24 protein-coding genes are annotated in these 25,959 nt (G+C 63.1%); 15 read left to right on the top strand and 9 right to left on the bottom strand.

The genetic code is table 11. The annotated features are described in order from the left end of the window. Positions 1–60: 60 nt before the first annotated feature. Positions 61–765: a bacterio-opsin activator domain-containing protein gene (locus tag ACR3FF_RS10530; protein WP_458187966.1), complete on the bottom strand. Its 705-nt coding sequence runs from the start codon at positions 763–765 to the stop codon at positions 61–63. Between the two features lie 141 nt (positions 766–906). Between ACR3FF_RS10530 and ACR3FF_RS10525 the strand changes: the two genes are divergently transcribed. Beyond that, entirely contained in the window at positions 907–1,623 is a 717-nt protein-coding gene (locus ACR3FF_RS10525) for an SRPBCC family protein (protein ID WP_458187965.1), read from the top strand. On the opposite strand, the gene ACR3FF_RS10520 is transcribed toward ACR3FF_RS10525, so the two are convergent. Further along, positions 1,590–2,180 carry a DUF6663 family protein gene (locus tag ACR3FF_RS10520; RefSeq protein ID WP_458187964.1) on the bottom strand — a complete coding sequence of 197 codons (591 nt, stop codon included), beginning with the start codon at positions 2,178–2,180 and terminating at the stop codon, positions 1,590–1,592. The two genes, ACR3FF_RS10525 and ACR3FF_RS10520, sit on opposite strands and share 34 nt — an antisense overlap. A gap of 143 nt (positions 2,181–2,323) precedes the next feature. Between ACR3FF_RS10520 and ACR3FF_RS10515 the strand changes: the two genes are divergently transcribed. From ACR3FF_RS10515 to ACR3FF_RS10500, 4 genes are all read left to right on the top strand, one after another. Beyond that, positions 2,324–2,737: a cupin domain-containing protein gene (locus ACR3FF_RS10515; RefSeq protein WP_458187963.1), complete on the top strand. Its 414-nt coding sequence runs from the start codon at positions 2,324–2,326 to the stop codon at positions 2,735–2,737. Between the two features lie 39 nt (positions 2,738–2,776). Further along, complete coding sequence (locus ACR3FF_RS10510) at positions 2,777–3,100, top strand: ATP-binding cassette domain-containing protein (protein ID WP_458187962.1); 324 nt, start codon at positions 2,777–2,779, stop codon at positions 3,098–3,100. A gap of 43 nt (positions 3,101–3,143) precedes the next feature. Beyond that, positions 3,144–4,712, top strand: coding sequence for a long-chain fatty acid--CoA ligase (locus ACR3FF_RS10505; protein WP_458187981.1), 1,569 nt, complete (start codon positions 3,144–3,146; stop codon positions 4,710–4,712). A 75-nt stretch (positions 4,713–4,787) separates the two neighbouring features. Beyond that, positions 4,788–5,360 (top strand): MaoC family dehydratase, encoded by a 573-nt coding sequence (locus tag ACR3FF_RS10500; RefSeq protein ID WP_458187961.1) that lies wholly within the window; start codon positions 4,788–4,790, stop codon positions 5,358–5,360. Between the two features lie 43 nt (positions 5,361–5,403). On the opposite strand, the gene ACR3FF_RS10495 is transcribed toward ACR3FF_RS10500, so the two are convergent. Beyond that, complete coding sequence (locus ACR3FF_RS10495; RefSeq protein WP_458187960.1) at positions 5,404–6,828, bottom strand: carotenoid oxygenase family protein; 1,425 nt, start codon at positions 6,826–6,828, stop codon at positions 5,404–5,406. Between the two features lie 141 nt (positions 6,829–6,969). On the opposite strand from ACR3FF_RS10495, the gene ACR3FF_RS10490 reads away from it, so the two are divergent. Together ACR3FF_RS10490 and ACR3FF_RS10485 are read left to right on the top strand one after the other, a co-directional pair. After that, positions 6,970–8,589 carry an AMP-binding protein gene (locus tag ACR3FF_RS10490; RefSeq protein WP_458187959.1) on the top strand — a complete coding sequence of 540 codons (1,620 nt, stop codon included), beginning with the start codon at positions 6,970–6,972 and terminating at the stop codon, positions 8,587–8,589. 59 nt (positions 8,590–8,648) lie between these two features. Further along, the gene (locus ACR3FF_RS10485) at positions 8,649–9,860 is read left to right on the top strand and encodes a GNAT family N-acetyltransferase (RefSeq protein ID WP_458187958.1); all 1,212 of its coding nucleotides are present in this window, start codon (positions 8,649–8,651) and stop codon (positions 9,858–9,860) included. 57 nt (positions 9,861–9,917) lie between these two features. Here the strand turns inward: ACR3FF_RS10485 and ACR3FF_RS10480 are convergent, their stop codons facing one another. Genes ACR3FF_RS10480 through ACR3FF_RS10460 form a run of 5 tightly spaced genes read right to left on the bottom strand, consistent with a single transcriptional unit; the run spans position 9,918 to position 15,310 of the window. Continuing rightward, a complete protein-coding gene (locus tag ACR3FF_RS10480) occupies positions 9,918–11,294 on the bottom strand; it encodes an aminotransferase family protein (RefSeq protein ID WP_458187957.1) in 1,377 nt (458 codons plus the stop codon). Beyond that, complete coding sequence (locus tag ACR3FF_RS10475; RefSeq protein ID WP_458187956.1) at positions 11,291–12,244, bottom strand: CoA-transferase subunit beta; 954 nt, start codon at positions 12,242–12,244, stop codon at positions 11,291–11,293. The genes ACR3FF_RS10480 and ACR3FF_RS10475 overlap by 4 nt, the downstream gene beginning before the upstream one ends. Then, positions 12,241–13,146 (bottom strand): CoA transferase subunit A, encoded by a 906-nt coding sequence (locus ACR3FF_RS10470; RefSeq protein ID WP_458187955.1) that lies wholly within the window; start codon positions 13,144–13,146, stop codon positions 12,241–12,243. Before ACR3FF_RS10470 ends, ACR3FF_RS10475 begins: the two co-directional genes overlap by 4 nt. Positions 13,147–13,149: 3 nt before the next feature. Continuing rightward, positions 13,150–14,022 (bottom strand): creatininase family protein, encoded by an 873-nt coding sequence (locus tag ACR3FF_RS10465; protein ID WP_458187954.1) that lies wholly within the window; start codon positions 14,020–14,022, stop codon positions 13,150–13,152. Then, complete coding sequence (locus ACR3FF_RS10460) at positions 14,012–15,310, bottom strand: ArgE/DapE family deacylase (protein ID WP_458187953.1); 1,299 nt, start codon at positions 15,308–15,310, stop codon at positions 14,012–14,014. Before ACR3FF_RS10460 ends, ACR3FF_RS10465 begins: the two co-directional genes overlap by 11 nt. A gap of 232 nt (positions 15,311–15,542) precedes the next feature. On the opposite strand from ACR3FF_RS10460, the gene ACR3FF_RS10455 reads away from it, so the two are divergent. The 6 genes from ACR3FF_RS10455 to ACR3FF_RS10430 all read left to right on the top strand — a co-directional run bounded on the left by ACR3FF_RS10455 (position 15,543) and on the right by ACR3FF_RS10430 (position 22,281). Beyond that, positions 15,543–16,658, top strand: a complete 1,116-nt coding sequence (locus ACR3FF_RS10455) for an ABC transporter substrate-binding protein (RefSeq protein WP_458187952.1) — start codon at positions 15,543–15,545, stop codon at positions 16,656–16,658. 76 nt (positions 16,659–16,734) lie between these two features. Next, entirely contained in the window at positions 16,735–17,838 is a 1,104-nt protein-coding gene (locus ACR3FF_RS10450) for an ABC transporter ATP-binding protein (RefSeq protein ID WP_458187951.1), read from the top strand. Continuing rightward, positions 17,835–19,043, top strand: coding sequence for a M24 family metallopeptidase (locus ACR3FF_RS10445; RefSeq protein WP_458187950.1), 1,209 nt, complete (start codon positions 17,835–17,837; stop codon positions 19,041–19,043). The genes ACR3FF_RS10450 and ACR3FF_RS10445 overlap by 4 nt, the downstream gene beginning before the upstream one ends. A 60-nt stretch (positions 19,044–19,103) precedes the next feature. Then, a complete protein-coding gene (locus ACR3FF_RS10440; protein WP_458187949.1) occupies positions 19,104–20,054 on the top strand; it encodes an ABC transporter permease in 951 nt (316 codons plus the stop codon). Further along, positions 20,051–20,845, top strand: a complete 795-nt coding sequence (locus tag ACR3FF_RS10435; protein WP_458187948.1) for an ABC transporter permease — start codon at positions 20,051–20,053, stop codon at positions 20,843–20,845. The genes ACR3FF_RS10440 and ACR3FF_RS10435 overlap by 4 nt, the downstream gene beginning before the upstream one ends. Continuing rightward, entirely contained in the window at positions 20,842–22,281 is a 1,440-nt protein-coding gene (locus tag ACR3FF_RS10430) for an amidase (protein WP_458187947.1), read from the top strand. Before ACR3FF_RS10435 ends, ACR3FF_RS10430 begins: the two co-directional genes overlap by 4 nt. Positions 22,282–22,300: 19 nt before the next feature. On the opposite strand, the gene ACR3FF_RS10425 is transcribed toward ACR3FF_RS10430, so the two are convergent. Continuing rightward, positions 22,301–22,828 carry an Lrp/AsnC family transcriptional regulator gene (locus ACR3FF_RS10425; protein WP_458187946.1) on the bottom strand — a complete coding sequence of 176 codons (528 nt, stop codon included), beginning with the start codon at positions 22,826–22,828 and terminating at the stop codon, positions 22,301–22,303. A gap of 280 nt (positions 22,829–23,108) precedes the next feature. On the opposite strand from ACR3FF_RS10425, the gene ACR3FF_RS10420 reads away from it, so the two are divergent. Then, positions 23,109–24,434, top strand: a complete 1,326-nt coding sequence (locus tag ACR3FF_RS10420) for an aspartate aminotransferase family protein (protein ID WP_458187945.1) — start codon at positions 23,109–23,111, stop codon at positions 24,432–24,434. A 142-nt stretch (positions 24,435–24,576) separates the two neighbouring features. After that, the gene (locus ACR3FF_RS10415; RefSeq protein WP_458187944.1) at positions 24,577–25,911 is read left to right on the top strand and encodes a serpin family protein; all 1,335 of its coding nucleotides are present in this window, start codon (positions 24,577–24,579) and stop codon (positions 25,909–25,911) included. Positions 25,912–25,959: the final 48 nt, after the last annotated feature.

Here is a 25,959-nt window from a genome sequence, read left to right as displayed (position 1 = left end):
TCCACGACCACGTTCCGAGAGACAGCGTGGTCGTCAGGGGTCTCCGAGAGACGTCCTCCACTACTCGGGTGCCGACGCGTCGAACAGTCTGTCGAAGACCTTCTCCTGTGCGACGCGGATGTGTTGACTGAACGTCGGTTGGGCGATACCGAGCGCATCTGCACAGTCGTCGGCGGTACTCTTGCGTGGCCAGGAGAAGTATCCACTCGTGTACGCCGTTCTGAGCACTTCCAGTTGTTTGTCGGTGAGGTGGTCTGCCAGCGTCATCTGCGCGCCGTGTTCGGTCTGCACGGGAATCGACCACTCCGAGTCGTGACGCGCCACGAGGTCGGAGTCCGGGTGGCGGTCGCGGAACGTCTCCACGACGTGTCGAACCTCGACGTAGGGCGGGACGTCGGCGACGACGTGGCCGACACCGTTCTCCGCGGTGACCGACCGGGCGATAGCCCCTTCGTCGGCCAGCGTCGTCGTGACACATTGCCCGGAGACGACGAACTCGAAGAGCCCGCCATCGACGCCTCGACTGACGAGTCTGGCGTCCACGATGGTGGACGCGTCGGCTGCCATCGAGAGCACCCGGTCGGGCGAGACGTCGTCGAACGCGAAATACTCCAGTAGCCGGCCATCCGAACGGTTGACGAAGTGTTCGAGACTCACCCGACATTCGACGAGTGCGGACGCCTTGACGAAAAAGCAGTTCCTGTCGCGTACCTGAAATTCGAGCTCGACGGGGGAGTCGGTCGTGGGGGCTGTCGCGGTACCCATGTCCCGCGTTGACGTGCCCCATCGTAGTAATCTCTCGGTCGATGGGCGAGGAACGCACACAGGCGAACTTGCCGACGACCCACTCCGGAGGGTCCGAAACTCGAACCGCACAGACGGTCGCTTCCAAGGTCGGTATCGGAGATGTCACAGGGGGTAGTGGAGACGATAGCGGGTGAGTCGCTGGTAACGTTCTACTATATGCACTCACGGGACCACTGGACGGACATGGGAACGGTTCGAGTCGAGCGACGAGTTCGGGCACCTCCGGATACGGTCTGGGAGGCGATTGCGGACGTCGAGGCCGTCAGCGAGTTTGCACCCAACGTCAGCAGGGCTGTCGCCCTCGACCCGAGGGGAGAACGGATGCGCCGACGGTGCTGGGATGGCCGGGGAAATCGATGGGACGAAACGTGTGTCCTGTGGGAGCCAGGACGCCGCTACTCGTTCGCCGTCGATACCGACGGGAGCGAAAACAGCATCCATCGACTGTTCGACCGATTTCTGGGGACGTTCGAGGTGTCCACGCGACCCGATGCGACGGTGCTCGCGGTGGAGTTCGAACTCCGGCCGAAGTACGGTCCGCTCGGCGTGGTGATGTTCAGAGCGATGCGACCACGAATGTGCCGAGTGATAGCGAGAATGGTAGACGAATGGGCGACCGCCATCGAAACACAGCGGACCGCAACCACCCGACGAACCGGGGCCCGAAGCCGCCATCGAACGTCGAACGACCAACACAGCATCAGCAAAACGACGGCACGGCCCGCCTTCTCGAAGGGTCGAGTGAACTGCCGCCGACTCGAGCGATTCGAGACGCTCTATCTCTATAGCGACTCTGCTGGTCGGGGACAGTCGTAGGTATCCCGCAGCGTCTCCGCGAATCGGCCACCTTTCTGGAGCGCTATCGTGACGACGACGTACTGCCCCTCTGCGGGGCGGAAGATGAACACTTCCCGCGGAGCGCCCTCGTCGCGGTCGTTCACCCTGTCGACCAGCGGTTCGAGCGGGCGAACACCGCTCTGAAACGCCTCGAACAGGTCGTTCGCCCCGTCGTCGGCGAACACGTAGAGAACGCCGTTGACCACGTTGTCGGTGTTGCGAGTCACGCGACTGTTCATCGAATCGCCAGCCCTGCGTGCCTCGGTCCAGGTCTTCCGGGCGACCTCGAAGACCGGGTCGATTCGGTCGGCAAAGGCGTACAGTGTCGGACGTCGCACCGACAGTGACCGAACCGTGGGCTCGGCCCTCGACCAGTCGAGGTCGGCCTCGACGAGGTATCCCGATGCGAGGTCAGCGACTGGCGCGTCGTGGCCGGACGCAGCCGTGACGACTGGTTCGTAGGTCTCCCGGTCGAGCAACCGAAGTGAGCCTCCATCGGAGACGGCGAGTACCCGGTACCGCTGGTCGTCGTCCATGCTTCGAGAACGGACTTGACGTGGGAAAAGTGCTCGCATCGCCAGCCTCGACCGGAAACGACAGTCGTCCCCCGCGTCCCGTACTCCTCGTCGTCCCGCTGTGTCCCGTATCACTAAACGAATCGCGCGTGTCCAGTGAGGCTATGGGCAAGGTCAACGAAGACGACGTGGAGTGGACGACGCTCGAACGGGGAGCGACGCGTTTCAAACGAAAGCAACTCGGTGCGGTTGTCGACGGCGACCAGCTCGGGTGCAGTCTGTACGACCTGCCGCTAGGGCGACGGTCGTGGCCGTACCACCACACGGCGAACGAGGAGGCGATGTTCGTCCTCTCCGGTAGGGGGACGCTCCGTCTGGACGACGAGAAGACGTCTCTCACCGAAGGTGATTACGTCGCCCTCCCCGCCGACGAGTCCGGCGGTCATCGGGTCATCAACGACTCCGACGAACCGCTCACCTACCTGATGGTCTCGACGATGGTCGACCCGGACGTGGTCGTCTACCCCGATTCCGAGAAGGTCGGTGTGTTCGTGGAGTCGCCGCCGGGCGGACGCTAGACCCGAACGCTCCAGAACTTGAGCGGGGGCGAACAACAGATGCTCGCCGTGGCTCGAGCGTTCGTCCAGAGCCCGGACGTCCTCCTGTTAGACAAGCCCTCGGAGGGGTTGGCTCCCGTCATCGTCGACGACCTTCGGGAGACCTTCGCGGACGTGTTGGCCGAGGACGTGACGGTGTTGCTTACCGAACAGAACGTCGATTTCGCCTTCGACGTCGCCGACCGGAGCTACGTCATCGACAACGGACAGGTCGTCTTCGAGGGATCGGTCGAGGAGTTGCGCTCCCGAGGACCTCCTCGAGACGTACCTGTCCGTTTCGAGCACCGAACTGCGCGAATCCCGATAACAGAACACGACCCATGACGTTCGACCTGACCATCCGTCGTTCTTCTGGCGGGCCACGAACCTGTTTCCCGAAAAGGAGATAGTCACCCGAACACCCACCGGAACCCACCGCTACACCTACGTCGACTTCGGCGACCGGGTGCGGTCGCTTGCGTCCGCGCTGGCCGACATTGGTGTCGAATCCGGAGACCGAGTCGGGACCTTCGGTTGGAACCACTACCGCCACTTCGAGGCGTACTACGCCGTTCCCCTCGGGGGCGCACAGCTCCACACGATAAACGTCCTCCTCGGAGACGACCACGTCGAATACATCGTCGGCGACGCCGAAGACGACGTGTTGCTGGTCGACCCCGGGGAGCCACTGGAGACGATAGAACGACTCTGGGACCGTCTCGAAAGCGTCGAATCGGTCGTCGTGATGGCCGAGGAGGTTCCCGATACCACCATCCCGGCTCACTCGTACGAGGAACTCGTCGCCAGTGGCTCGTCGGGATTCGAGTGGCCGACCCTCTCGGGAGACCAGCGGGCCGGCATGTGCTACACGTCGGGGACGACCGGGAAACCGAAGGGCGTCGAGTACACCCACGAGATGATATACGCCCACGCCATGATGGTGCTGACCCCCGCGGCGATTGGAATCGAGGAGGACGACGTGGTGATGCCGGTCGTGCCGATGTTTCACGTCAACTCCTGGGAGTTCCCCTACACGATGACGATGGCGGGGGCCAAGCAGGTCTACCCCGGTCCCAGACCGGACGCATCCGACCTCGTGGCTCTGATAGAAGCGGAGGACGTTACCCTCACGGCGGGCGTCCCGACGGTCTGGATCGACGTGCTGGACTATCTGGACGACCACGACGCCGACGTCTCCAGTCTCGAACGCATCGTCGTGGGCGGCAGCGCCGCCCCCAAGGAAGTGATGCGCCGGTACGAGACCGAGTACGACGTTGCCATTGAACACGCCTGGGGGATGACCGAGACGATGAGCATCGGCAGTGTCTCCCGGCCCACGTCTGCCATGCAAACGTGGCGTCGTGCGGAGCGGTACGAGAAACGTGCCAAACAGGGGTTGCTCTCGCCGGGCCTGGAGATGAAAGTGGTCGGCGATGACGGCGAGACGCTCCCCTGGGACGGCGAGTCGGTCGGCGAACTCTACGTTCGAGGGCCGACGGTCGTCGACGAGTACTACGACCGACCCGACGCCAACGAAACCGACTACGAAAATGACTGGCTGAAAACCGGCGACATCGTGACCGTCGACGGGGACGGGTACATCGAAGTCGTCGACCGGACGAAAGACGTGATAAAGAGCGGCGGGGAGTGGATTTCCAGCATCGACCTCGAAAACGAGTTGATGGCACACGAAGACGTGGTCGAGGCGGCCGTCATCGCCGTCCCCCACGAGCGCTGGCAGGAGCGGCCCCTCGCCTGCGTCGTCGTCCGTGACGATGCGGACGTCACCGCGGCTACCCTGCGGACGTTCCTGGAAGGCGAACACCCCGACTGGTGGCTTCCCGACGACGTCGTCTTCGTCGACGAAGTTCCGAAGACTGCGACGGGCAAGTTCGACAAGAAGGTGCTGCGCGAGGAGTTCGACGACGTCAGTCTCCGGTTCACGCCGGGAACGTGAGCCCGGTGGAAACCGGGCGACGAAAGACGCGTTGCCCGGGAAACGATTAGTGGTGTGGCGGTGAATATCGTGACTATGGCAGACGAAGAAGAACCGGACGACGCTCCCGACCGCCGACTCGTCGCCGGCTGGCACGGCCGCTACTACGAGGACTTCGCCGTCGGCGACATCTACAAACACCCCTACGGACGAACCGTGACCGAGACCGACAACGTCTGGTTCACGAACCTCACGATGAACCTCAATCCGATGCATTTCAACGAGGCGTACGCCGCCGAAACCGAATTCGGCGAACGCCTCGTCGACGGAACCTTCGTCATCGCGCTCGCCGTCGGGATGAGCGTCGTCGACATCTCGACGAACGCGACGGCGAATCTCGGCTACGATGCTATCCGCCACCACGCACCCGTCTTCCACGGCGACACCCTGTTCGCGGAGAGCGAGGTGCTCTCCAAACGCGAGAGCGACTCCCGTGACCACGTTGGCATCGTCACGACCGAACTCCGCGCGTACAATCAGGACGACGAACACGTGCTCTCGCTCGAACGAACGCCGATGGTACTCAAACGCGAGCACGCGAATCCGAGCGCTGCGACGCCGCCCGGGTGGCCCAGTGAGGTCGGTACCAGTCCGGACGACCTCGGGTGAGGCGAGCGTTCGGTTCGATCACGCTCTGCAGGAGGTGTCGCTCCTAACCCGTGGTCGCACCGACTTCGGGGAAGTACCGGCCGTGGAAGTCGAACGGAATCGCATGGGGGACGGCCGCCCGCGCGAGTTCCGTGAACGACGACCCGTCGAGGACGACCAACCAGGAGTGTTCGGCGGCGACGTCGAGCACGACGGTGAGGACGACACCGTCGTCTTCGGACGTGCCCTGCGGCCGCGGAACGAATATCGGCTCACTGCAGTGGTTGTTTCCGTCGGTGAACTCCGTCACCCCGCCCGTCTCGGTGTCGATTTTTCGGAGCGCGCGTGGCCATTCGGTCACCGGTTGGTCCGTGCCCTGTGCGTAGACGTACCGGTACTCGTGACACCACCGCGCCGGAGAGACGGTCGGCAAGGCCGTTCCTCCCTCGTACAGCATCTCGCGGCGAATCGACGCTTCGCCAGACCGACCGAGGTCGACGTGAAATCGTTCCAGTCTGCCACCGAACACGCCGAGTTCTCCCGAGCGGAGTTGGTCGAGGTAGAGGGCGTCGAGCGAAACCGCGTCCGGCACCGTTTCGAGGTCGACGACGAGTCCGGTGTCGGATTCGTACGCGTTCACGTGATGGAAGCCGAAGAACGCGTCCGTTCTGGGTTCAGCGACGACGGACCCACTGTCCCGCTCGATGACCAAAAACTGCGTTCCTCGCTCGGGTTTCCACTCGAAGTTCTCGATGAACGGGTCGCGATTTCCCGGGCGGAGGAAATCGAGCGGGTCGACGACGAACGGGAACTCCGTGAGGACGACGTAGCGCGGGGTCAGCGCGAAACTGTGCATGTATGCCGGTTGCTCGACCGCAATCGAACAGAGACGTCTCCGGGTGGTCGGGTTCGACATCGAGTAGACGTGGTAGGTACACGTCCGCCCGAACTCCGTCTCGAAGTTCACCATCGCACCGGTTTCGACGTCCCGATTCATGTGCGCGCAGGCGAGTCGCCCGGCCGGTTCGGGACCGTCGTACTGGAAATCACCGAGCGTTCGGAGCGTGGTCGGGTCGAACTCGACCCAGCGGGGCGTCTCGGTGAGCGCGAGGTAGTCTTCACCGACGCGTTCGGTGATGACGTTCGTGTTGTCGTACGGTTTCTCGAAGAGGAACGCTTTCAGGCGTTTGAAAACCGACGTCTCGCCGGTCGCGAATCCGCCCTCGAACGTGCCAGCGACGGCAGCGTCGTATGCGTCGGTGCGAAGGAACCGATTCTGGTAGCTGACCCCGTCGTCGAACGTGAACCGATGCAGCATCGCAAGGCCATCGAACCAGTGGTCGACTTCCGTCTCTCCGATTTCGAACGCTCCGGGTCCGTTGCGAACGAGCGTTCCCGAGAGCCACTCCGGAAGCGTGCCGTCGACCGGAAGGTCGGTCCGAATCTCGTTCGTGAGCGAGTGGAAGCCCACTGGTTGCTGTGACGGCATGCGACGTCCGAACCAGTCGACAAGCGCTACCGTCGAGAACATTTCGGCCGCCACGGTCGCAACTCGAAGGAGCGATGGCCGACGCTGCCCGTCGAGACGGAAGAGCTAAGCATTTATCCAGTCCTGGTGGCAAGAACCGTTATGCACGACGCCACCACGTCCCTCACGCTCCCGGCGCTATTTGGGAGGGCACTCCGGAAGTACGCCGATAGAGCCGCCGTCGTGGGGCCGGCGGAGGGACGTTCGGGCCGAGCGAGTAGACTCCTCTCGTATGCCGACCTCGATGCTCGGTCGTCTGCGCTAGCGAATGCGCTCGTCGATATGGGGGTCGAACCCGAGGACAGGGTGGCGGTGTTGCTCGCGAATCGAACGGAGTACCCCGTCGTCGACCTCGCCATCGTGAAGGCGGGGGCCGCTCGTCTCCCGCTCAATCCGATGCTGTCGCAGGCAGAGGTTCACCACGTCCTGGCCGATTCGGGGGCGGGAACGGTCGTCTGCGACGCCGAACACGCCGAGACCGTTGCGGCGGTGGTCGACTCGTCGTCGGTGTCGCCGGAGGTGATACTCGTCGGCGATAGCGACCGTGACGTTCCGATGCCATCCACTGGATTCCGGCGGTACGACCGACTGGTAGCCGAGGGAGACGACGCTGCTCCGGTGGTCAACGTCTCGCCGGACGCCGTGGCCGGCCACTTCTACACCGGTGGCACGACCGGGAAACCGAAGGGGGTGTTGTACTCGCAGGGCGGCCTCGCTTTGAACCTCTACGCTCACCTCGCAGAACTTGGCTTCGACGGCGATGACACCGGACTGGTCGTTACGCCGCTCTCGCACTCCGGCGGTACCTTTCTCTGGGCGAATCTGCTCGCCGGTGGCACCACGGTCGTCCAGCGGGAGTTCGACGTGGAACGGACCCTCGACGCCATCGAGAACCGCGGCGTGACGTGGACGTTCATGGTCCCGACGATGGTGTATCGACTCCTCGACCACGGCGTCGGCGACCATGACCTGTCGTCGCTCGACCGCATCGTCTACGGTGCCGCACCCATGCGCCCCGACCGACTCCGAGAGGGTCTCGACGCGCTCGGGCCGGTGTTCGTCCAGTTCTACGGTCAGACGGAGGTTCCGAACCTCATCACCACGATGGGTCGTCACGAACACGTGGTGGCCGCCGAAGACGGCCACACCGAGCGTCTCCAGTCGGCGGGCCAGCCCTGCTTGTTGACCGACGTCCGTATCGTCGACCCCGACACTGACGAGACTCTGCCCCGGGGTGAACCGGGTGAAGTTACGGTCTCGGCCCCCTACGCGTTCGAAGGCTACCACAAACGGGAGGACGAAACGGCGCGCACACTTCGTGATGGGTGGGTGCACACCGGCGACATCGGCCGCATCGACGAACACGGCTATCTATACCTGCTCGACCGCAAGCAAGACGTGATAATCTCGGGTGGGATGAACGTCTACAGCCAGGAGGTAGAGGACGTCCTCGGCGAACACCCGCTGGTTCAGGACGTCATCGTCTTCGGCGTTCCCGACGACGAGTGGGGAGAGGCGGTGTACGCCGTGGTCGTCCCGATCGACACTGGTGCCGTCACCGAGCGAGAACTCGTCGAACACGTCGGCGACCACCTCGCGGCCTACAAGAAACCGAAGATCGTCGAGTTCGCCACGGACCTCCCGACGACGGCGGTCGGCAAACTCGACAAGAATGCAGCCCGCCGACGCTTCTGGGCGAACGACGACCGAAACGTCGGGTGACGAGGGGACGTTTTCGACGAGTTCCCAAGCTACTTGTTGGCATCCTTCGTGAACCAATCATGGCCGAGTACCGCGAAATATCGGACGACGAAGCGGAGACGTTCCTGGAAATCGTCAACTACGCGTTTCGGCTCCACGAGGGGCCGCTCGGTTCGGACGCGGACGAACATCTCTACCCGTCGTTCGGCGAGCGACGTGGGTTGTACGTCGACGACGATCTCCGGTGTGTCTGCCGACACTACTTCCTCGACACGAAGATTCGGGGCGGGTGGTACGAGATGGGTGGGTTGACCGTCGTCGCCTCGCCCCCGGAGCACCGACGCCAGGGCTACGTCAGCGAACTCACGACCGAATCGCTCGAAGAGTATCGGTCGCGCGACATCCACGTTTCGACACTGTGGCCGTTCGACTACGACTTCTACCGCTCTTTTGGGTGGGGAATGGCGAACGAATTCGTCTCCTACGAGTGCCCACCTCGCGCACTCGATTTCGCTGCGGATTCGGCATCCGGTTCGTTTCGTCGCCTCTCACCCGACGAGTACCGAGACCTCGAACCGATTCTCGAAGCTCACGGAGAACCGTACGAACTCTCGATGAGACGCCCCGAAGGGTGGTGGGCCGGGCGAACGTTCGCCCGCCACGGCCGCGACCGGTACGTCTATGGATGGGAACGCGACGGCGAGTTGCGGGGCTATCTCGCGTACACCGTCGAGGAGGTAGAACCCGTAGACGACAGAGACCACGGGGAGACGCAGTTGCAGGTCCACGATTGGGCCTGGGTCGACCAGGAGGCGTACGTGAACCTGCTTCGATTCCTGTTCAACCACGACTCCCAGGTCGATTCGGTTCGTCTCTACGGCTCCGCAGACTTGCGACTTTTCGACCTGGTCTCGGACCCCGAATCGGTCGATTGCCACGTCCACCCCGGTGCGATGGTCCGTCTCGTGAACGTCCCCGAAGCCATCGAGATGCTGGAGTACCCGACGAACGCCGCCGGGCGTTTCGTGCTTGCCGTCTCGGACGAACACGCCGAGTGTAACGACGGTACCTTCGCCGTCACCGTCGAGGACGGGATCGCGACGTGTGTCCCGACGGACGAACGTCCCGACGTCGAACTGTCCGTCGCACGCCTCTCGCAGCTGTACGTCGGAGCCCGGTCTCTCGCCGACCTCGAACGAACGAATCAGGCGACCGTCTCGAACCCGGACGTCATCGACGTGCTGGACGAGGCGTTTCCGGAGTCGGACGTCTACCTGCGGGAGTACTTCTGAGGCGCTGTCGCCACTTCAAAAATTCGTCGCCCTCTCTCTCTGCCGACAGTTCGCGGTCTACAGGGAGAGTTCGGATTCGACGGTGGCGAACGTCTCGTGCATCCGGTCGACGATTTCGTCCGCGGTCGCCTCGTCGATGGTGAGCGGTGGCGTAATCAGGGTGTGGTCGCCGCGTTCGCCGTCGACGTGGGTGCCGCTCGGATAGGTGATGATACCGTTGTCGAGTCCCGTCTCGAACAGCAGGTTCTGGAACTCAGCACCGGTCTCGTCCAGCGGTTCTTTGGTCTGGCGGTCCGCGACGAACTCGACGCCGACCATCAGTCCCTTCCCGCGAACGTCGCCGACCATGTCGTAGTCGTAGAACTCCTCGCACCGCTCCAGCAGGTGCTCGCCGACCTGCCGAGCGTTGGCCACGAGGTCGTGGTCTTGCATGTACTGCAGTACCGCCTTCCCGATGGCTGCCGAGGTCGGGTTAAAACAGTACGTGTGGCCGTGCTGGAAACCGTCCTCTACGTCTTCGAACACGTCCACGACCTTTTCGTGGGGCATCGTCCCACCGACCGGGGTGTAGCCACCGCTCATTCCCTTCGCTCCCGTGATGATGTCGGGGGTCACGTCCCAGTGTTCGATGGCGAAGTTCTCGCCGGTTCGACCGAACCCGGCCATCACCTCGTCCACGATGAAGAGCACGTCGTACTCGTCGCAAATCTCGCGGATGCGTTCGAAGTAGCCGTCGTGGGGGTACGCTCCCGCGTTAGCCGCACCGGTGACCGGTTCCGCGATGAACGCCGCAACCGACTCGGGGCCTTCGTCCTGAATCAGCCGTTCGACCGCGTCGGCACACTCGATTCCACACTCTCGCCCGCCGGCACCGCCGCAGAACTCACAGCGGTACGGTGACCCGCTGGGAGCCTTCGGGAAGTTACGAAACAGTGGCTCCATCTTGTCCTTGCGCGCCGGGAACCCGGACAGTGCCATCGCGCCGGCGGTGTTGCCGTGGTAGCTCCGCCGACGGGAGATGACCTTGTACTTTCGCTCGTGGCCGCGCTCGAAGTGGTACTGTCTGGCCATCTTGACCGCGCTTTCGTTTGCCTCCGACCCGCTCCCGACCAGCCACGTGTGCTCGAACCCGTCGGGTGTGAACGAGGCAATCTTCTCGGTGTACTCCATCGCGGGTTCGTTGGCAAACAGCATGCTGGAGGTGTACTCCAGCGTCTCTATCTGCTCTTTCGCGGCCGCGGCGATCTCCTCGTGACCGTGGCCGATGTTGACGTTCTGGTTGCCAGAGATGGCGTCGATGTAGCGGTTCCCATCGGCGTCCCAGACGTGGTAGCCCTCGCCCCGGACTATCGTCACGTACTCTTTCTGGAACACTCGAGGGAACATCCCTCCCAGTTCGGTTCCCGGCGTCAGCGTTCGTGTTCGTTCGGTCATTCTAGGTTCTTCTCCTCTAGATCCATCAGTTGTTTCCAGTGTGATTCGACTTCGTCGGTCCACTCCTCGAATCCGATGTCGTAGATGCGGTCGGTTCCGCGCAACACGATGTCCGTGGGATCGATGGCCCGGAGCATCGCCACCTCGCCGCGAGTCGGCACGCGGGTCGTCGCCACGTCGTCGGCGACCTCTAGGTCCCACTGCACCTCGGCCTCGACCTCCTCGACAGAGACGCTGGGGTGGGTCGCGGTCAGCACCATCCGCTTGGTCTCGTCGTCGAACCGAAACACCGCCATGTCGGTGATGACCGCCTCGGGGCCGCCACCCTCGATGCCGAGTTCTTCGCGCGCGCCTGGACCGTCGAGATAGCCCGGCGCTGTCACGTAGTCGAGTTCGGTGGTGAACGCGCGGCGCTGTTGACGCATCATGACCACGGTACGCCCGCAGGAGGTCATGATGTCGTTGCTCCCGCCCGACCCCGGAAGTCTCACCTTCGGATGGTCGTAACTGGTGTTCTCGTCGGTCACGACCGTCGAGTTCGTGTTGCCGTACTCGTCTATCTGTCCTGCGCCGATAATGCCGATGTCGAAGAGGCCACGCTGGTTGTCCACGAAAATCTGGAACTGGTTGGTGGCGACTAGCGACCCGGCCCCGAGGATGCTGTCGGAGATGGACTGGACGACGCCGGGCGGCCGCGAGCCGACGTAGCCCGATTCGGTGACGAGTTGACAGTTGGGCGCACGGGTGTGTTTTGCCAACACGCCCGAGATGAGCGACATTCCGACGCCGATGAACGCGGTCTCGCCGTCGCCGATCTCGTGTGCGGCGGTCACCGCGAGCAGTTCGGTCAGCGAGTAGTCGTCGGCTGGTTCGTGCGGATTCGGGATGTCGAGGGGATACTCGACGTTCGACTCCGCGAGTGCAGTCGATTCGGATCGCATCTCACTCATCGGTTCTTACCTCCGTTTATCGTATCTTCCATCGTCTCGAGTCTCGCCAGCCTGTCCGCACCGACCTTCTCCAGGTACTCGTCGTGTGGGACTATCCACTCGTCGAGCCAGTCGAGAAACGCCTCGCGGTCCTGTGATTCGAGGCCGTACTCCCGGTAGAACGGGAGGTCGGCGTAGTAGTGGCCGTAACAGTGCCACGGGTGACAGCCAAAGGGGACCTCGACCACGGCGTCGACCGAGTAGAATGGAATCTTCGTAAGCTCGGGCGCTTGCTCTATCTCCTCGGTAGAGACGACCTTCTCGCACGTGATGACCGTGTGCTCGGCCGCGCGGGCTTTGAAATGGTCGTTGACGACGTTGCCGTAGATCTGGCTGTTGCCCTGTTCGTCGGCCTTCTGGACGTGGATGATTGCCACGTCGGGTTTCACGGCGGGAATCAGCGCGAGGTCGTCGCCGGAGCCGAAGGGGTCTTCGATGACCTCGATGTCGTCGTTCTTCGCGGCGATGTCGGTCCCGAGCATCGACCGAGTGGGGACGAACGGAACGTCCATCGCGCCCGCGAGGAACATCAGCGACGACCCGAAGTTCGACACGTCCTTCATCGTGAGGTGGTGTGGAACGTCGTTCTCGACCGCGTTGCGGATGTTGTGCCCCTGCGAGATGAGGCTCGTGCCGACCCACGACCCGACGTACTCGTCGACGCATCCCGCGCCGACCATCATGTCGAACAGGGTCGTCCGGGCGTCGTCTACGACCGTCAGTCTGGTCTTCTCCTGGCGAATGATTTCACGGGCTGCGGCCTCCGGGTCGCGGCCGCCCATCCCGCCGAACGCGATACTCGCGCCGTCGGGGACGTACTCTGCAATGGCTGCTTCGAGACTGGTTGTTTTATCTGTCGTCATCTGTCACCTCGGTCGGAAGGGGTCGTATTCGTCTGGCGTAACGTCACGGCTGTGGTGGTCGTCGACTGGTCGAATCGGGTGGTCTGCGAACTCGTCGAGCACGGAGTGGAGTCCGGCGACGGCCGCGGCGAGGAACTGTTCGCCTTTCTCGGCCGTCGCGGCGGTGGCGTCGCCCATCACTCCGGTTTCAGAAATCTGGCTCCACCACTCCATCATGGTGACCGGCGTGGAATCTTCGGGACGCGGCTCACCGGCAAGGTCCAGGGAGTTAAAGTGGGTACTTTCGGGGTAGCCCACGTCGGAAACTGCCTCGGTCAGGTCGACGCGGTCGGGATAGAGGTACATGTAGATGGACGTCTCCATCTCGCCGGCGTGGGCCGACCCCTGCGGGCCAGCCTCACGAATCTCTCGTGCGACCTCGCGTACCTCCTCGATTTGCCACCACGAGAGCATCGCGCAGTGGACATCCGGATACTGGAGGATGACCTGTCTGGTGACCAGTTCCAGAAGGTGGTGGTTCGACCCGTGCCCGTTCACGAATAGTATCTTCTCGAACCCGTGGTGGGCGAGCGAGACGCAGACGTCGATGCAGTGGTCGACGAACGTCTTCCAGCCGATGGTCACCCCGCCGGGGAAGTCCATATGGTGGGGTAGATAGCCGTGGTCGATGGTCGGAAAGAGCAACGTGTCGTCCCGGTCTTCGACGGTCGGCTCGCAGATGCCTTCGACGATGCGTCGGTCGACGTCGAGCGGGAGATGCGGGCCGTGGTCTTCCGTCGCGCCGACCGGTACCAGCACCGTCTTCCCCGCCTCGGCTGCCTCGTCGATCTCCGGCCAGGTCAATCGGTCGTATCGCGTCGGCGTCTCAGCACTCATCCGTCACCTCGTAGCCACACCATCGCATGGCTATCAGTGCGAGCGCCTCCGTGATTCGGTGCAGTTCCTCGACGGGCAGGTACTCGTCCGTCCCGTGGATGTTGTACGCACCGGGGCCGAAACACAGCGCTGGCGTGTCGGCCTCGTTGACGAAAAAACGCGTATCGATGCCGCCGGGGAATCCCTTCATGGCGACGTCGCGGTCGTAGGTCTCGTCGACGACGTCCGCGACGGTCCGGGCGATGTCCGCATCCGGCGATATCTTCGCGGAACTGCCGCGCCAGCCGAACCACTCGACGGTCGGCGGGTGCTCTTCGAGCCACGGGTCGCCCACCACCGCATCGCGGACGGTCTCTTCCACGACGGCTCGAACCTCTTCGCGGGACTCTGCCGGAGCGTGAGAGATACGGGCTTCGAGCGTGGCTTCGTCGGGGACGCTGGAGGCCCACTCGCCCGCGTGGAGCGTACCGAGGTTCAGCGAGACGGTGTGTTCGTGCCATTGCTCGAACAGCTCGTCGTGAACCGTCGTCTTCCGCTCGTCGTGGAGGGCGGAGAGCGCCTGATAGATGGGAATGAGCTTTCCGATCGCGTTCACGCCGTTGTCGGTCTCCGCGGCGTGTGCCCCCTTCCCCTCCACGGTGACGCGAAAGTACGACACCCCGTCGTTGGCGATCCAGCAGTCGAAGTCGGTCGGTTCGGGGATGACGACGGCGTCCGTCTTCGGCCCCGCCAGCGCAGTGGCGAGGCTCCCACCGAAGCCTCCCGCTTCCTCTTCGACGACCGACTCGACGACCAGGTCCCCCTGCAGTCGGATGCCGGCCTCTTCGAGTGCCTTGACGGCGAACGCCATCGCCGCCACCCCGCCTTTCATGTCCGACGCCCCCCGCCCCAGGAGATTGCCGTCCTCCACGCATCCGGCGAACGGGTCGAACGACCACTGGTCTTCGTCGCCCGCGGGAACGACGTCGACGTGGCCGTTGAATCGGAGCGACCGACCGTCCCCCCCTCCCGAGAGCACGCCGACGACGTTCGGGCGGTCCTCGTAGGACTGTCCCTCGTCGGCGTACTCGGGGTGGTCGCGAATTCCCTCGACGTCCGACGCGCGGAGCAGGTCGACGTCGAGACCGAACTCGTCTAGCTTCTCACGCACGAGCGACTGCGCATCTCTCTCCTCTCCCTGCACGCTCTCGACGCGCACGAGGTCACCCGCGAACGCCTCGATGTCGCCCGAGAGCGCGTCGATTGCACGCTCGACGCGGCGTCTTGTTTCGTGTTCGATTCGTCTCATAGTCGCTGTCTGGCCGACTGGTGGGTTCGTCCTTCCATGGGTGGTCGATGTTGGTCTGTATTACAATGTTAGGTATTAATCGGATATCGTTGCTATCGTTGCTTCACTCTCTGTCTATAATTACCAAACTTTATTATACTTGCGCTTCTTGCTACCTATGTACATGACTCGGAACCGGTCGGAAGTGGTGGACGAACACACGTCTAGTTCCCGAAATTCGGGGCCTAGCGGGATGTTACAGGACAGACGGCGCGTTTTGAAAACCATCGCTGGCGGGTCGACGGTCGGCCTCGCGGGATGTCTCGGTGGCCTCACCGGCGGCGGCTCCAAGGACAACTCGGACAGCGGTGACCTCGCCGACTCGCTCGTGGTTCAGATGAGCGGCGGTCACTACCTCGATTCGTACAAGAAGAAGGTGTTCAGCAAGTTCACCGACGAGTACGGCGTCGACGTGAAGTTCAACCTGGTGAGCGACCAGTTCGACGGCTACTCGAAAATCAAAACTGGGCAGTCGGACGCCGACCTCACCATCGCGTCGGCGTCGACCCTCTACATGGGGTCGAAAGAGAACGTCTGGCTCCCGCTCGAGACGAGTGAGCTCGAAAACTACAACAAGCTTCTCGACGTCTTCAAGAACCCGATTTACGACCCTGGCGAGAAGATACACGCGCTGCCCACCGTCTACGGCACCGTCGGGATGGCGTACAACAAGAAAGAACTCGGCAAGCAAGATTCGTGGAAGGCCTGCTGGGACACGGCGCACAAAGGCCGTGTGACGATGGAAGGGTTCGGATTCGTTCGCGTGTTCACCACGGCGTTGCAACTCGGGATGGACCCGAACGACATCAAGGTGAACGGCTCCTACAACAAGGGAATCAAGAAGGTATGGGACTCGGTCAGAAAACAGAAGCCACTCGTGACGAAGTACTGGACCAGCGGTGACGAACACGTCCGACTGTACACCCAGAAGCAGGCGCTCATCGGGGAAGCCTGGGGCGGGCGTATCTACGGCGCGGTCCAGGACGGCTACGACTTCTTAGACTACGTGGTGCCCAAAGAGGGTGCGTACGGCTGGTCGGACAACTGGGTCATCGTCGACGGCGTCAGCGACAAGAAAAAGAAGACGGCTCTCACCTTCATGAACTTCCTCTCGCAGGACGACGTCATCCTGCCGCTCTGTGAGATGCTCGGCTACCCGCCGGCGACGGGTGCCACGTCCAAGGCAGTGAAGAACCTGTACGACTACGACCCGTCCGGCGGCAAGCGCCTGACGTTCCTCGACCCGGCGTACAAGGACAAACACAACGACAAGTGGTCTCAGACGTGGGAGACCATCCAGTCTGGATGACCGACTCATCCGAACGATTCGACACGTTGAAGACCGGTAGCTACGACAATCGACCAGAACTGCTGAACGGTAACATATGACATTTCTCGAAATCAACGACCTACGAAAGGAATTCGGGGACACGGTTGCAGTCGATGGCATCTCCTTCGACGTCGAGGAGGGCGAGTTCGTCACGGTCGTCGGACCGTCCGGCTGTGGTAAGACGACGACGTTGCACACGCTCGCAGGCCTGCAGACACCGACCTCCGGAACGATTCGCCTGCGCGGCGACGATTTGACCGAACTGCCCCCTTACGAACGCGACATCGGCGTCGTGTTCCAGGACTACGCTCTGTTCCCCCACAAAACCGTCGCCGAGAACATCGCCTTCGGGTTGAAGATGCGCGGTGCGAGCGAGTCGACCCGCGAGGCGAAAGTCGACGAGATGCTGACGATGATAAATCTCGAGGGGTACGAGGACGTCTACCCCCACGAATGCAGTGGTGGTGAACAACAGCGCGTCGCGCTGGCGCGGGCACTGGCGTTCGACCCGGACCTCGTGTTGATGGACGAACCGCTCTCGAACCTGGACAAGAAGCTCAGACAGTCGATGCGGACGGAACTCAAGCGAATCCAGCGTGAGACTGGCGTGACGACCATCTACGTCACCCACAACCAGACCGAGGCGCTCTCGATGGGCGACCACATCGCCGTGATGAACGACGGCCGACTCGAACAGTTCAGCACGCCGAAAGAGGCCTACCAGCGCCCCGGGTCGCCGTTCGTCGCGGACTTCCTCGGGCAGTCGACCCGACTCGACGGAACGCTCGAACAGAACGGCGGCGGCCCCGCCGTCCGCCTCGACGACGACGTCTCGATAGCGGTCGAACCGGAGGAGGGCTTCTCTGATGGCCAGGACGTCGCGGTGTTCGTCCGGAACGAACTCGTCGACGTCTCCCAGACCCGACTCGACGGCGAGAACGCCTTCGAAGGCACCGTCCGCGATGTCGACTACCAGGGCCGGGACGTGCTGTACAACGTGGAGGTACCCGCACTCGGAACCATGGTGCTGGTCAGCGGGACGAGCGAACGCGGCGAGATGACCATCTTCGACATCGGGAGCACGGTCTGGATTCGATTCCACCCCGCCGACGTCGTCTACACGGGCCGAACCGGTGAGGCGATACCGAGGACCGCATGACCGTTCGACGGGACGAGGTCGGCGATTCGTCGGTTCGCGACCGGGAGCGACAGGAGTACGTTCGCGCGCTCGAGGAGGTCGTACGCGAGAACCTCTCGAAGGTCCAGCGGATGATGGCCGACGCGTCGCTCGACGCGCTCGTACTCGCCCGTTCGGACAACGTTCGATACCTCACCGGCTACGGACCGTACGACAGTTTCTCGCTGTCGATGGAACACGGTGCGGTCGTTCCACGAGATGGTGAGCCCACCTTCCTCGCCGCGCCCCGCCTCGCGCCCGACATCCGCGACCGGCACTGGCTGTCGGACGTCGAACGATTCGACGTGCGCGGTGACCCCGCCGAGCGGGTGGCCGACGTCCTCGACGACCGTGGTCTCACCGGCGGTCGAGTGGGTCTCGACCCACACACGGAGTACCGATTCGCGACCCGCCTCGACGAGCACCTGTCCGGAACCGAACTGACCGATGCCGGCGACCTGCTCTGGCGGGCTCGCGCGACGAAGTCGCCGAAAGAACTCGCCATCATCGACGAAGGGCTCGAAATCGCCGAACTCGGCATCGAAGCGGGCATCGAGGCCGTCGAAGTCGGCGTTCGGGAGTGTGAGGTGTCCGGTACCATCATGGACGCCATCATCTCCGCAGGCGGTGCGGGCGCGTACGCGCTGCCCGCCATCGTGAGCTCCGGCGTACGGTGGTCGCGTTGCCAGGAGTACCCCTCGCGCAAACGCATCCGTCGTGGCGAGTTCGTGCAACTGGACGAAGGGCCGATGTGGAAGGGCTACTACAGCGAACTCGCTCGAATGATGTTCGTCGGTACGCCGACCGACGAACAGCGCGACATGTACCAGGCGACCTACGAGGCCCACCGTGCGGCCATCGACGCGATGGCACCCGGCGTGACCGGAGCCGAAGTGTACGAGGCCGCCGAAGCGGTGTTCGACGCGTACGGCTACGCCGAGTGGTTGACAGACGGCAACATCGGCCACGGCATCGGCGTCGTGACCCACGAACCACCGTACGTCGGCCCGGCGGGGGCCGACGGTGAGACGGTCACGCTCGAACCCGACATGGTCGTGATGATGGAACCGGGCTTCTTCCGTCCGGGCGTCGTCGGCGTTCGGTTCGAGGACATGGTGCGCGTCACGGAGAGCGGCCACGAAGTACTGTCGAGAACCGACCATCCACACCACGACAAATTCACGTGATACTATGCGAGTAATCGACCAGTCGACCGACCGACGAATCGCTCACCACGAGGTGTACCGATGAGCGGCAGCGCAGTACCGTTCTCGCGGATGAAAGACGGCGTCGAGGACGCTCTCGGCCGCTTCTCGTGGATACGCCGCCGGCTGATGGAGAGTCGACGCTTCCGTTTTTTCATCTCGCCGGGGCTCGGATTGCTCTGGACGCTCCTGTTTCTGTTCGTGCCGCTCACGATTATCGTCGCGTTCAGCTTCTTCAAATCCGGCGAGGCTGGCAGTATCGTCACCGAGTTCACCCTGGCGCAGTACCAGCGGTTCATCGACGTCCCCGTCTACCGGGAGATCATCGTCGACTCGTTCATCATCGGCGTCGTGACGACGCTCATCGTTCTCCCGGTCGGGTACACGCTCGGGTACTTCCTCGGCCGGACGAAGAGCAAGTGGCGTGTCGTGTTGCTCGGCCTCGTCGTCGTCCAGTTCTGGGTGCCGCTCGTCATCCGCACCTACGCCTGGATTACGCTGCTCGGCCGTACCGGGGTCATCAATCAGTTCCTCACCGGCGTCGGGCTCGTCTCCGAGCCGGTGAAGATACTGTACACTACACAGGGGATGCTAATCGGCCTCGTGGTGTCTATCCTCCCGTTCATGGTGTTGCCGGTCTACTCGGCAGTCAACACCATCGACGACGAGGTCATCCAGGCCGCGAAGACGCTCGGTGCGAGCGACGCTCGCGCCTTCTTCGAGGTGACGCTCCCGCTGTCGTGGCCGGGCGTCGTCTCCGGCATCCTCTTTACGTTCATCCTGTCGGCGGGGTCGTACATCGCGCCGACGTTACTCGGTGGCACGAGTGACCGGATGATAGCGCCGGTCATCGCAACCGTGTTCACGCAGGACTTCAACTGGCCGTTCGCGGCCGCTCTCTCGATGGTTTATTTCCTGCTCATCGGCTCGTTCCTGTACGTGTTCACGCGCAAAGCCGACCTCGAAGACGCACTGGAGGGAACCTCACTATGAAACGGAAGTGGAACTGGCGTGCCGTCAAGGGCGTCTCGCTGCTCGTTTACCTGAGCATGCTCGTCCCGCTCGCGGTGGTCGTGATCAACTCGTTCAACGCCCAGCGCATCGCGGGCTTTCCGCCGAAGGAACTCAGCTTGCGCTGGTACTCCGCGTTCGTACAGGACGAACTGTTCATGAACGCGGTCGCCTCCAGTCTGAAGGTCGGCATCGTCACGGCGCTCCTGACCGGCCTCATCGGGACGGTCACCGCGATGGGATTCGTCCGGAAACGCTTCCCGTTGAAGAATTCGCTGGTCATCGCACTCCTCGCGCCGATGCTGGTGCCGCCGGTGATTATCGGCGTCGCGTCCACCATCTTCTTCACGGAGGTAGGCTGGGAGCGGAGCATCTGGTGGATCGTCGTGATGCACACGCTCATCGCGCTCCCCTACGCGTTCCTCATCGTCCGAAGTCGGCTGTTCCTGTTCGACGACACGCTGGAGGACGCCGCCCAGACGCTCGGTGCCGACCGCCTCACCACATTCCGCGAGGTGACCTTCCCCATCGTGTCGCCGGCCATCGTCACCGCGATGGTGCTCGCGTTCGTCATCTCGTTCGGTGAGTTCACGGCAACCCAGTTCTGGGTCACCCGGCAGACCCGAACCGTCCCGGTGGTCATCTACTCGATGGTGCGGACGCTCATCACGCCGAAGGTGAACGTGTTGGCGACGCTCGTGCTGGTCGTGACCGTCGCGATACCGCTCGTCGGATTGCTCGTCCGTCGGCAGTTCAACCTCCATCGGACATGACTCCGTTCGACTCGGCCGCCAGTTTGGCGGCCGCCATTCGACGGGGTGAGCGGTCGCCGGTCGACGTCGTGGAGACGTATCTCCAGCGCATTAGCGACCGCAACGACGTCACGAACGCGTACGTCACCGTCTGCGGGAACATGGCGCGGGAGGCGGCCCGTGAGGCCGAACGCGCAGTGCAGGCGGACGAGGACCTGGGACCGGTCCACGGCGTGCCGGTCGCGATAAAGGACCTCTACGCATACAAGCGGGGCGTTCCGAACACCTACGGCTCGACGGTGTTCGCCGACTACGTCCCCGAGAAAGACGCTCTCGTCGTCGAACGCCTCGAAGACGCCGGTGCAATCGTCCTCGGCAAGACCAACACGCCGGAGTTCGGTCACAAGGGAGTCACCGACAACGCCCTGTTCGGCCCGACCGGCACGCCCTTCGCCCCCGACCGGACCGCCGGCGGGTCTTCGGGGGGGAGCGCCGCCGCGGTGGCCGACGGACTGGCCCCCTTCGCGCAGGGGTCGGACGGCGGCGGGTCGATACGAATTCCCGCCGCGTTTTGCGGCGTCTACGGCCTCAAACCGTCGTTTGGCCGCGTCCCATACGAGGGCCGACCGGACGCGTTCTCCGCGCACACCCCGTTCGCGTTGGCTGGTCCGATAACCCGGACCGTCGAGGACGCCGCGCTCATGCTCGACGTGCTCGCTGGCCCGCACCCACGGGACCCGATGAGCGTGCCGGACGACGGCACCGACTTCCGTGGGGCCGTGGGACGCTCCATCGAGAACCTCTCGATTGCGTACAGCTCCGACCTCGATATCTTCGCCGTGGACGACCGCGTCTCGCGCGTCGTCGGCGATGCCGTCGAGCGATTCGCCGACGCTGGCGCGACCGTCGAGCAGGTAGACGTCGACTTCGGGTACACTCGACAGGAACTCGTCGACCACTGGTTGACCGTCTCGCGCGTGAAGTACGCCGCGATGGCCGAGAATCTCCGCGACGAAGGCGTCGATCTGCTAAACCACCGAGAGGAGGTCGCAGACGTAATCGTCGACCTCCTCGAATCGGGGTCGGACGTCGGCGGCGTTGAGTACAAGCGCACCGACGTCCCTCGGACGAGCGTCTTCGACGCGATACAGGACGTCTTCGACGAATACGACCTGCTCGTCACGCCGACCGTCGCCGTCCCGCCGTTCGAACACGGTCGAATCGGACCGTCCGAAATCGACGGCGAGAAAGTGAACTCGCTGCTCGGCTGGTATCTCACCTGGCCGTTTAACCTGACGGGCCATCCGGCGGCGTCCGTGCCAGCAGGGTCGGTAGAGGGGCTTCCGGTCGGGATGCAGGTCGTCGGCAGAAGATTCGCCGACGACACCGTCCTCGCCGCGAGTGCGGCGTTCGAGCGACTCGAACCCTGGGCGGACCGCTACCCCGGACGGGAGTGACTCGTTCGGCCCCCTCGCGTCACCCCTCCGGGTCGAGAAGTTCGAACAGGTCCGGGTCAGTGCGGAACTTGAGCAGGTTGTGAACCACGGAGTTGCGAACGTTGTCGACCACGTCCCCGTGTTCTTTGTAGAACTGGTGAATCCACCTCGATTCGTCCTGTCGGGTCCGGAACATCATGATGGTCTTCCACTGGTACTCCCCGTTCGAGATGAAAAACATCAGCGTGTGCTCGTCGGCTTCGATGTACTCCATCGCGTCTTTCCACCCCGCTTCGAAGTGTTCGGGGTTGAACTTGAACTCGAACAGCGCGAAGTTGTAGTACGTCTCGTTCGGCATGATAGCCTCGCGGAAGACGCCCTGTTCGCGCATCTTGCGGATGGTCTCGCTGACCGTGACGTGTGACACTTCGATATCGTACTTCTCGTCGAGAATCTCCGCGAGTTGCCGCGACGAGAGTTCGGGATTCCGAGACAGTTCGCGGAGAATCTTGATATCGCGCTCCCTGAACTTCCAGTCTACCCCGTCGGGGGTCGGACGGTCGGCCATATAAGCTATCCAGTGTGCAGGCGCAAAAACCCCGTCGGTCACGACGGTGATACAACGCCGTCTTCAGGTTACTTTCAACGTGTGACGACAGTTCACAGCACGTCGAATCGTTCGATTAGGCACGGTCGAGAAGTTGATGACTCGTCCGGTATTCCCGCGTCTACACACCTCGTATCGACCGTCTCGTTCGACCGTGTGCTATCCCCGACCCTTCCCCGTCCGGTATCTATTTCACCCTCTCTACCGTTGTTAGCTATAGAACTGAATGGGTTACCATAGTATGAATCAGAACGAGATAACAGAAACTTCGTCAAACGATTCGGTCGAAAATCAGTACGATGACTACGTGATGCCAATCTGGAAGTCGCTCGACGTTCCGGTCCGCCGGTCGGGTGGCTGCACGCTGGAGGATTTCGACGGCAACGAGTACCTCGACGTGTTCTCGGGTATCTCGGTCACGAACGCTGGTCACGGCAACGAGGCGGTGGTCGACGCGGCCAAAGAGCAACTCGACGAATTCGTCCACGGCTGTTCGTACGTCCATCCGAACGAACCGATGGCGACCCTCGCCGAACGTATCGCCGAGATAACGCCCGGCGACCTCCAGAAGTCCTTCTTCTGTAACTCGGGGACTGAGGCCGTCGAAGGGGCCATCAAACTGGCGCGCAAACACACCGGCAGCAAGGAGGTCGTCGCCCTGGAGATGTCTTTCCACGGCCGGACGCTCGGGAGCCTCGCGCTCACCGGCAACAAGTCGTACAAGAACGGGATGGCACCGACGCTCAATGACGTCTCCCACTTCGCGCCGCCGTACGGCTATCGGTGTCCGCGATGTGACGGCGATAGCTGTACGGCCGACTGCGCGGCCGACCTCGAACGCGTCATCGAATCGCACACTTCCGGTGACATCGCCGCTGTTGTCGTCGAACCCGTGATGGGTGAGGGCGGCATCGTCGTCCCCTCCGAGGAGTGGCTCCAGCGGGTTCGAGAGATTACCCACGAACACGGCGCACTCCTGATACTCGACGAAGTACAGACCGGCTACGGCCGCACGGGGTCGATGTTCGCCTGCGACCACTTCGACGTCACTCCGGACATCCTGACCCAGGCGAAGGGCATCGCGAACGGCCTGCCGCTCGGCGCGTTCACGGCCTCGGCAGAACTCGCTGATAGCTTCGAGGCCGGCGACCACCTCTCGACGTTCGGCGGCAACCCCGTCTGCTGTGCGGCGGCGCTCGCCAACATCGACGAACTTGAGGGTGGCATCGTCGAGAACGCGGCCGAACAGGGTGCGTGGCTGGGAGACCGTCTCACCGAACTCGAAGCCGACTACGACGTCGTCGGTGACACCCGCGGCCTCGGCCTGATGCGCGGCGTCGAACTGGTGGACACCGACGAGGCCGGTCCAGCAGGCGTTGCGGCCGCGCCCGACCCGAAACTGGCCAAGAAGGTCAGCGAACACCTCCGCGAGGAGGGAATCGTCATGGGTGTCGGCGGGTTCTACAAGAACGTCATGCGGTTCCAGCCGCCACTCACCATCTCCCGCGACCAGTTAGAGCGCGCCGTGGCGGGTCTGGAACGCGCTATCGAGGCGACGGCGGACTGACTCGCGTCTCTCTTCTACGATAGTTCTCGTGAACTCTCCGAGTTTCGTCTCGCGGGTACAGTCGACCGCGTCGTCGGTCGTATATCAAATCCCTCTTTGAGTCTACCCAACACCTTTCGTCTCTGACAGCCTCTCCTATCGTATGTCGCCGACTCGCCGCACGGTACTCGCCCTCTCGAACGCGCTCGTCGCGGGTGCTCTCCTCCCCGGTTGCCTCTCACCGCTGTCGTCGAACGACCCCGAGACGAACGTCCAGACCGTGACCGGTGATTCGGACCCGAATCCGGCCACGGCGACCGACGAGACGATTCGTACGCTAGCCCGTGGGAACACCGAATTCGGCCTGGCGTTGCTCACCTCGCTCGCGGAGAACGAACCCACGACGAACCAGTTCGTCTCTCCCTACAGCATCTCGGTCGCTCTGGCGATGACCTACGCCGGCGCTCGCGGCGAGACGCGAACCCAGATGGCCGACGCGCTCCGGTTTCCAATGGCCGACGAGAAGCTGCACGCCGCGTTCGGCGAGACCGAGGACCGACTGGCCGCGAGCGACGAGGGTGGGGACTCGAAAACGGACGTCCCGTTCCAACTCACGACCGCGAACGCCATCTGGGGCCAACGGGAGTACCCGTGGAGAGACGACTTTCTCACCACGCTCAAGACCTACTACGACGCCAACCTCCACGTCTGCGATTTCGAAGCGAACCACGAGGAAGCCACCCGAACCATCAACGAGTGGGTCGCCGACCGGACTGAGGAGAAAATCACCGACCTGCTCCCGGAGGGTGCGCTCGGTCCGTTGACTCGGCTCGTCCTGACCAACGCCATTTACTTCCGAGCGACGTGGGCAGAGCCCTTCGAGAAAGATCAGACGAAACAGAAACGATTCACCGCGCTCGATGGAACGACCTCGCGGGTTCCGATGATGCGTCAGTTCGGGTCGTTCCCCTACGCGAGCGTCGACGGCCATCAGGCCATCGAACTCCCCTACGTCGGTGACGACGTGGGGATGGTCGTTTTCCTCCTCAAAGAAGGCCGATTCGAGGAGTTCGTGGGGTCGCTTTCCGCCGACCGCGTGGCGTCGGTGTTGAGCGAGATGGAATCTCAGAAGGGGACGATTTCGCTCCCGCGGTTCACCGTCGAATCGTCTTTTTCACTCCCCGAAACGCTCGCAGCCCTCGGGATGCCCGTCGCGTTCACGAACGCCGCCGACTTCGGCGGAATGGCAGACCTCGAAAAGACCGGTGGCGGGTTGCGAATCGACGACGTGGTTCACAAGAGCTACGTCGCCGTCGACGAGGAGGGAACCGAGGCGGCGGCGGCCACCGCCGTCGAGATGGTGGAGACGTCGGCACCGCTCGACCCGTTCGAGATGACCGTCGATAGACCGTTCTACTTCCTGATCCGGCATCGTCCGACCGACACCGTCCTCTTCCTCGGTCGCGTCGTCGACGCGAGTGCCGCCCAGGCCGACTGAGTCCACTCGTTCGGTCGTCGACTGGTCGTCGCATGCCCAGGTGGAATG

It is taken from the genome of Haladaptatus ordinarius (assembly GCF_054177595.1).
Note: the sequence above shows the minus strand (reverse complement) of the source record. Positions and strands in the feature narration are given on the sequence as shown.

Coding starts and splice junctions, on each gene's coding strand:
- ACR3FF_RS10530 (WP_458187966.1), bottom strand. CDS start 765: ATGGGTACCGCGACAGCCCCCACGACCGACTCCCCCGTCGAGCTCGAA.
- ACR3FF_RS10525 (WP_458187965.1), top strand. CDS start 907: ATGTCACAGGGGGTAGTGGAGACGATAGCGGGTGAGTCGCTGGTAACG.
- ACR3FF_RS10520 (WP_458187964.1), bottom strand. CDS start 2,180: ATGGACGACGACCAGCGGTACCGGGTACTCGCCGTCTCCGATGGAGGC.
- ACR3FF_RS10515 (WP_458187963.1), top strand. CDS start 2,324: ATGGGCAAGGTCAACGAAGACGACGTGGAGTGGACGACGCTCGAACGG.
- ACR3FF_RS10510 (WP_458187962.1), top strand. CDS start 2,777: ATGCTCGCCGTGGCTCGAGCGTTCGTCCAGAGCCCGGACGTCCTCCTG.
- ACR3FF_RS10500 (WP_458187961.1), top strand. CDS start 4,788: ATGGCAGACGAAGAAGAACCGGACGACGCTCCCGACCGCCGACTCGTC.
- ACR3FF_RS10495 (WP_458187960.1), bottom strand. CDS start 6,828: ATGCCGTCACAGCAACCAGTGGGCTTCCACTCGCTCACGAACGAGATT.
- ACR3FF_RS10490 (WP_458187959.1), top strand. CDS start 6,970: ATGCACGACGCCACCACGTCCCTCACGCTCCCGGCGCTATTTGGGAGG.
- ACR3FF_RS10485 (WP_458187958.1), top strand. CDS start 8,649: ATGGCCGAGTACCGCGAAATATCGGACGACGAAGCGGAGACGTTCCTG.
- ACR3FF_RS10480 (WP_458187957.1), bottom strand. CDS start 11,294: ATGACCGAACGAACACGAACGCTGACGCCGGGAACCGAACTGGGAGGG.
- ACR3FF_RS10475 (WP_458187956.1), bottom strand. CDS start 12,244: ATGAGTGAGATGCGATCCGAATCGACTGCACTCGCGGAGTCGAACGTC.
- ACR3FF_RS10470 (WP_458187955.1), bottom strand. CDS start 13,146: ATGACGACAGATAAAACAACCAGTCTCGAAGCAGCCATTGCAGAGTAC.
- ACR3FF_RS10465 (WP_458187954.1), bottom strand. CDS start 14,022: ATGAGTGCTGAGACGCCGACGCGATACGACCGATTGACCTGGCCGGAG.
- ACR3FF_RS10460 (WP_458187953.1), bottom strand. CDS start 15,310: ATGAGACGAATCGAACACGAAACAAGACGCCGCGTCGAGCGTGCAATC.
- ACR3FF_RS10455 (WP_458187952.1), top strand. CDS start 15,543: ATGTTACAGGACAGACGGCGCGTTTTGAAAACCATCGCTGGCGGGTCG.
- ACR3FF_RS10450 (WP_458187951.1), top strand. CDS start 16,735: ATGACATTTCTCGAAATCAACGACCTACGAAAGGAATTCGGGGACACG.
- ACR3FF_RS10445 (WP_458187950.1), top strand. CDS start 17,835: ATGACCGTTCGACGGGACGAGGTCGGCGATTCGTCGGTTCGCGACCGG.
- ACR3FF_RS10440 (WP_458187949.1), top strand. CDS start 19,104: ATGAGCGGCAGCGCAGTACCGTTCTCGCGGATGAAAGACGGCGTCGAG.
- ACR3FF_RS10435 (WP_458187948.1), top strand. CDS start 20,051: ATGAAACGGAAGTGGAACTGGCGTGCCGTCAAGGGCGTCTCGCTGCTC.
- ACR3FF_RS10430 (WP_458187947.1), top strand. CDS start 20,842: ATGACTCCGTTCGACTCGGCCGCCAGTTTGGCGGCCGCCATTCGACGG.
- ACR3FF_RS10425 (WP_458187946.1), bottom strand. CDS start 22,828: ATGGCCGACCGTCCGACCCCCGACGGGGTAGACTGGAAGTTCAGGGAG.
- ACR3FF_RS10420 (WP_458187945.1), top strand. CDS start 23,109: ATGAATCAGAACGAGATAACAGAAACTTCGTCAAACGATTCGGTCGAA.
- ACR3FF_RS10415 (WP_458187944.1), top strand. CDS start 24,577: ATGTCGCCGACTCGCCGCACGGTACTCGCCCTCTCGAACGCGCTCGTC.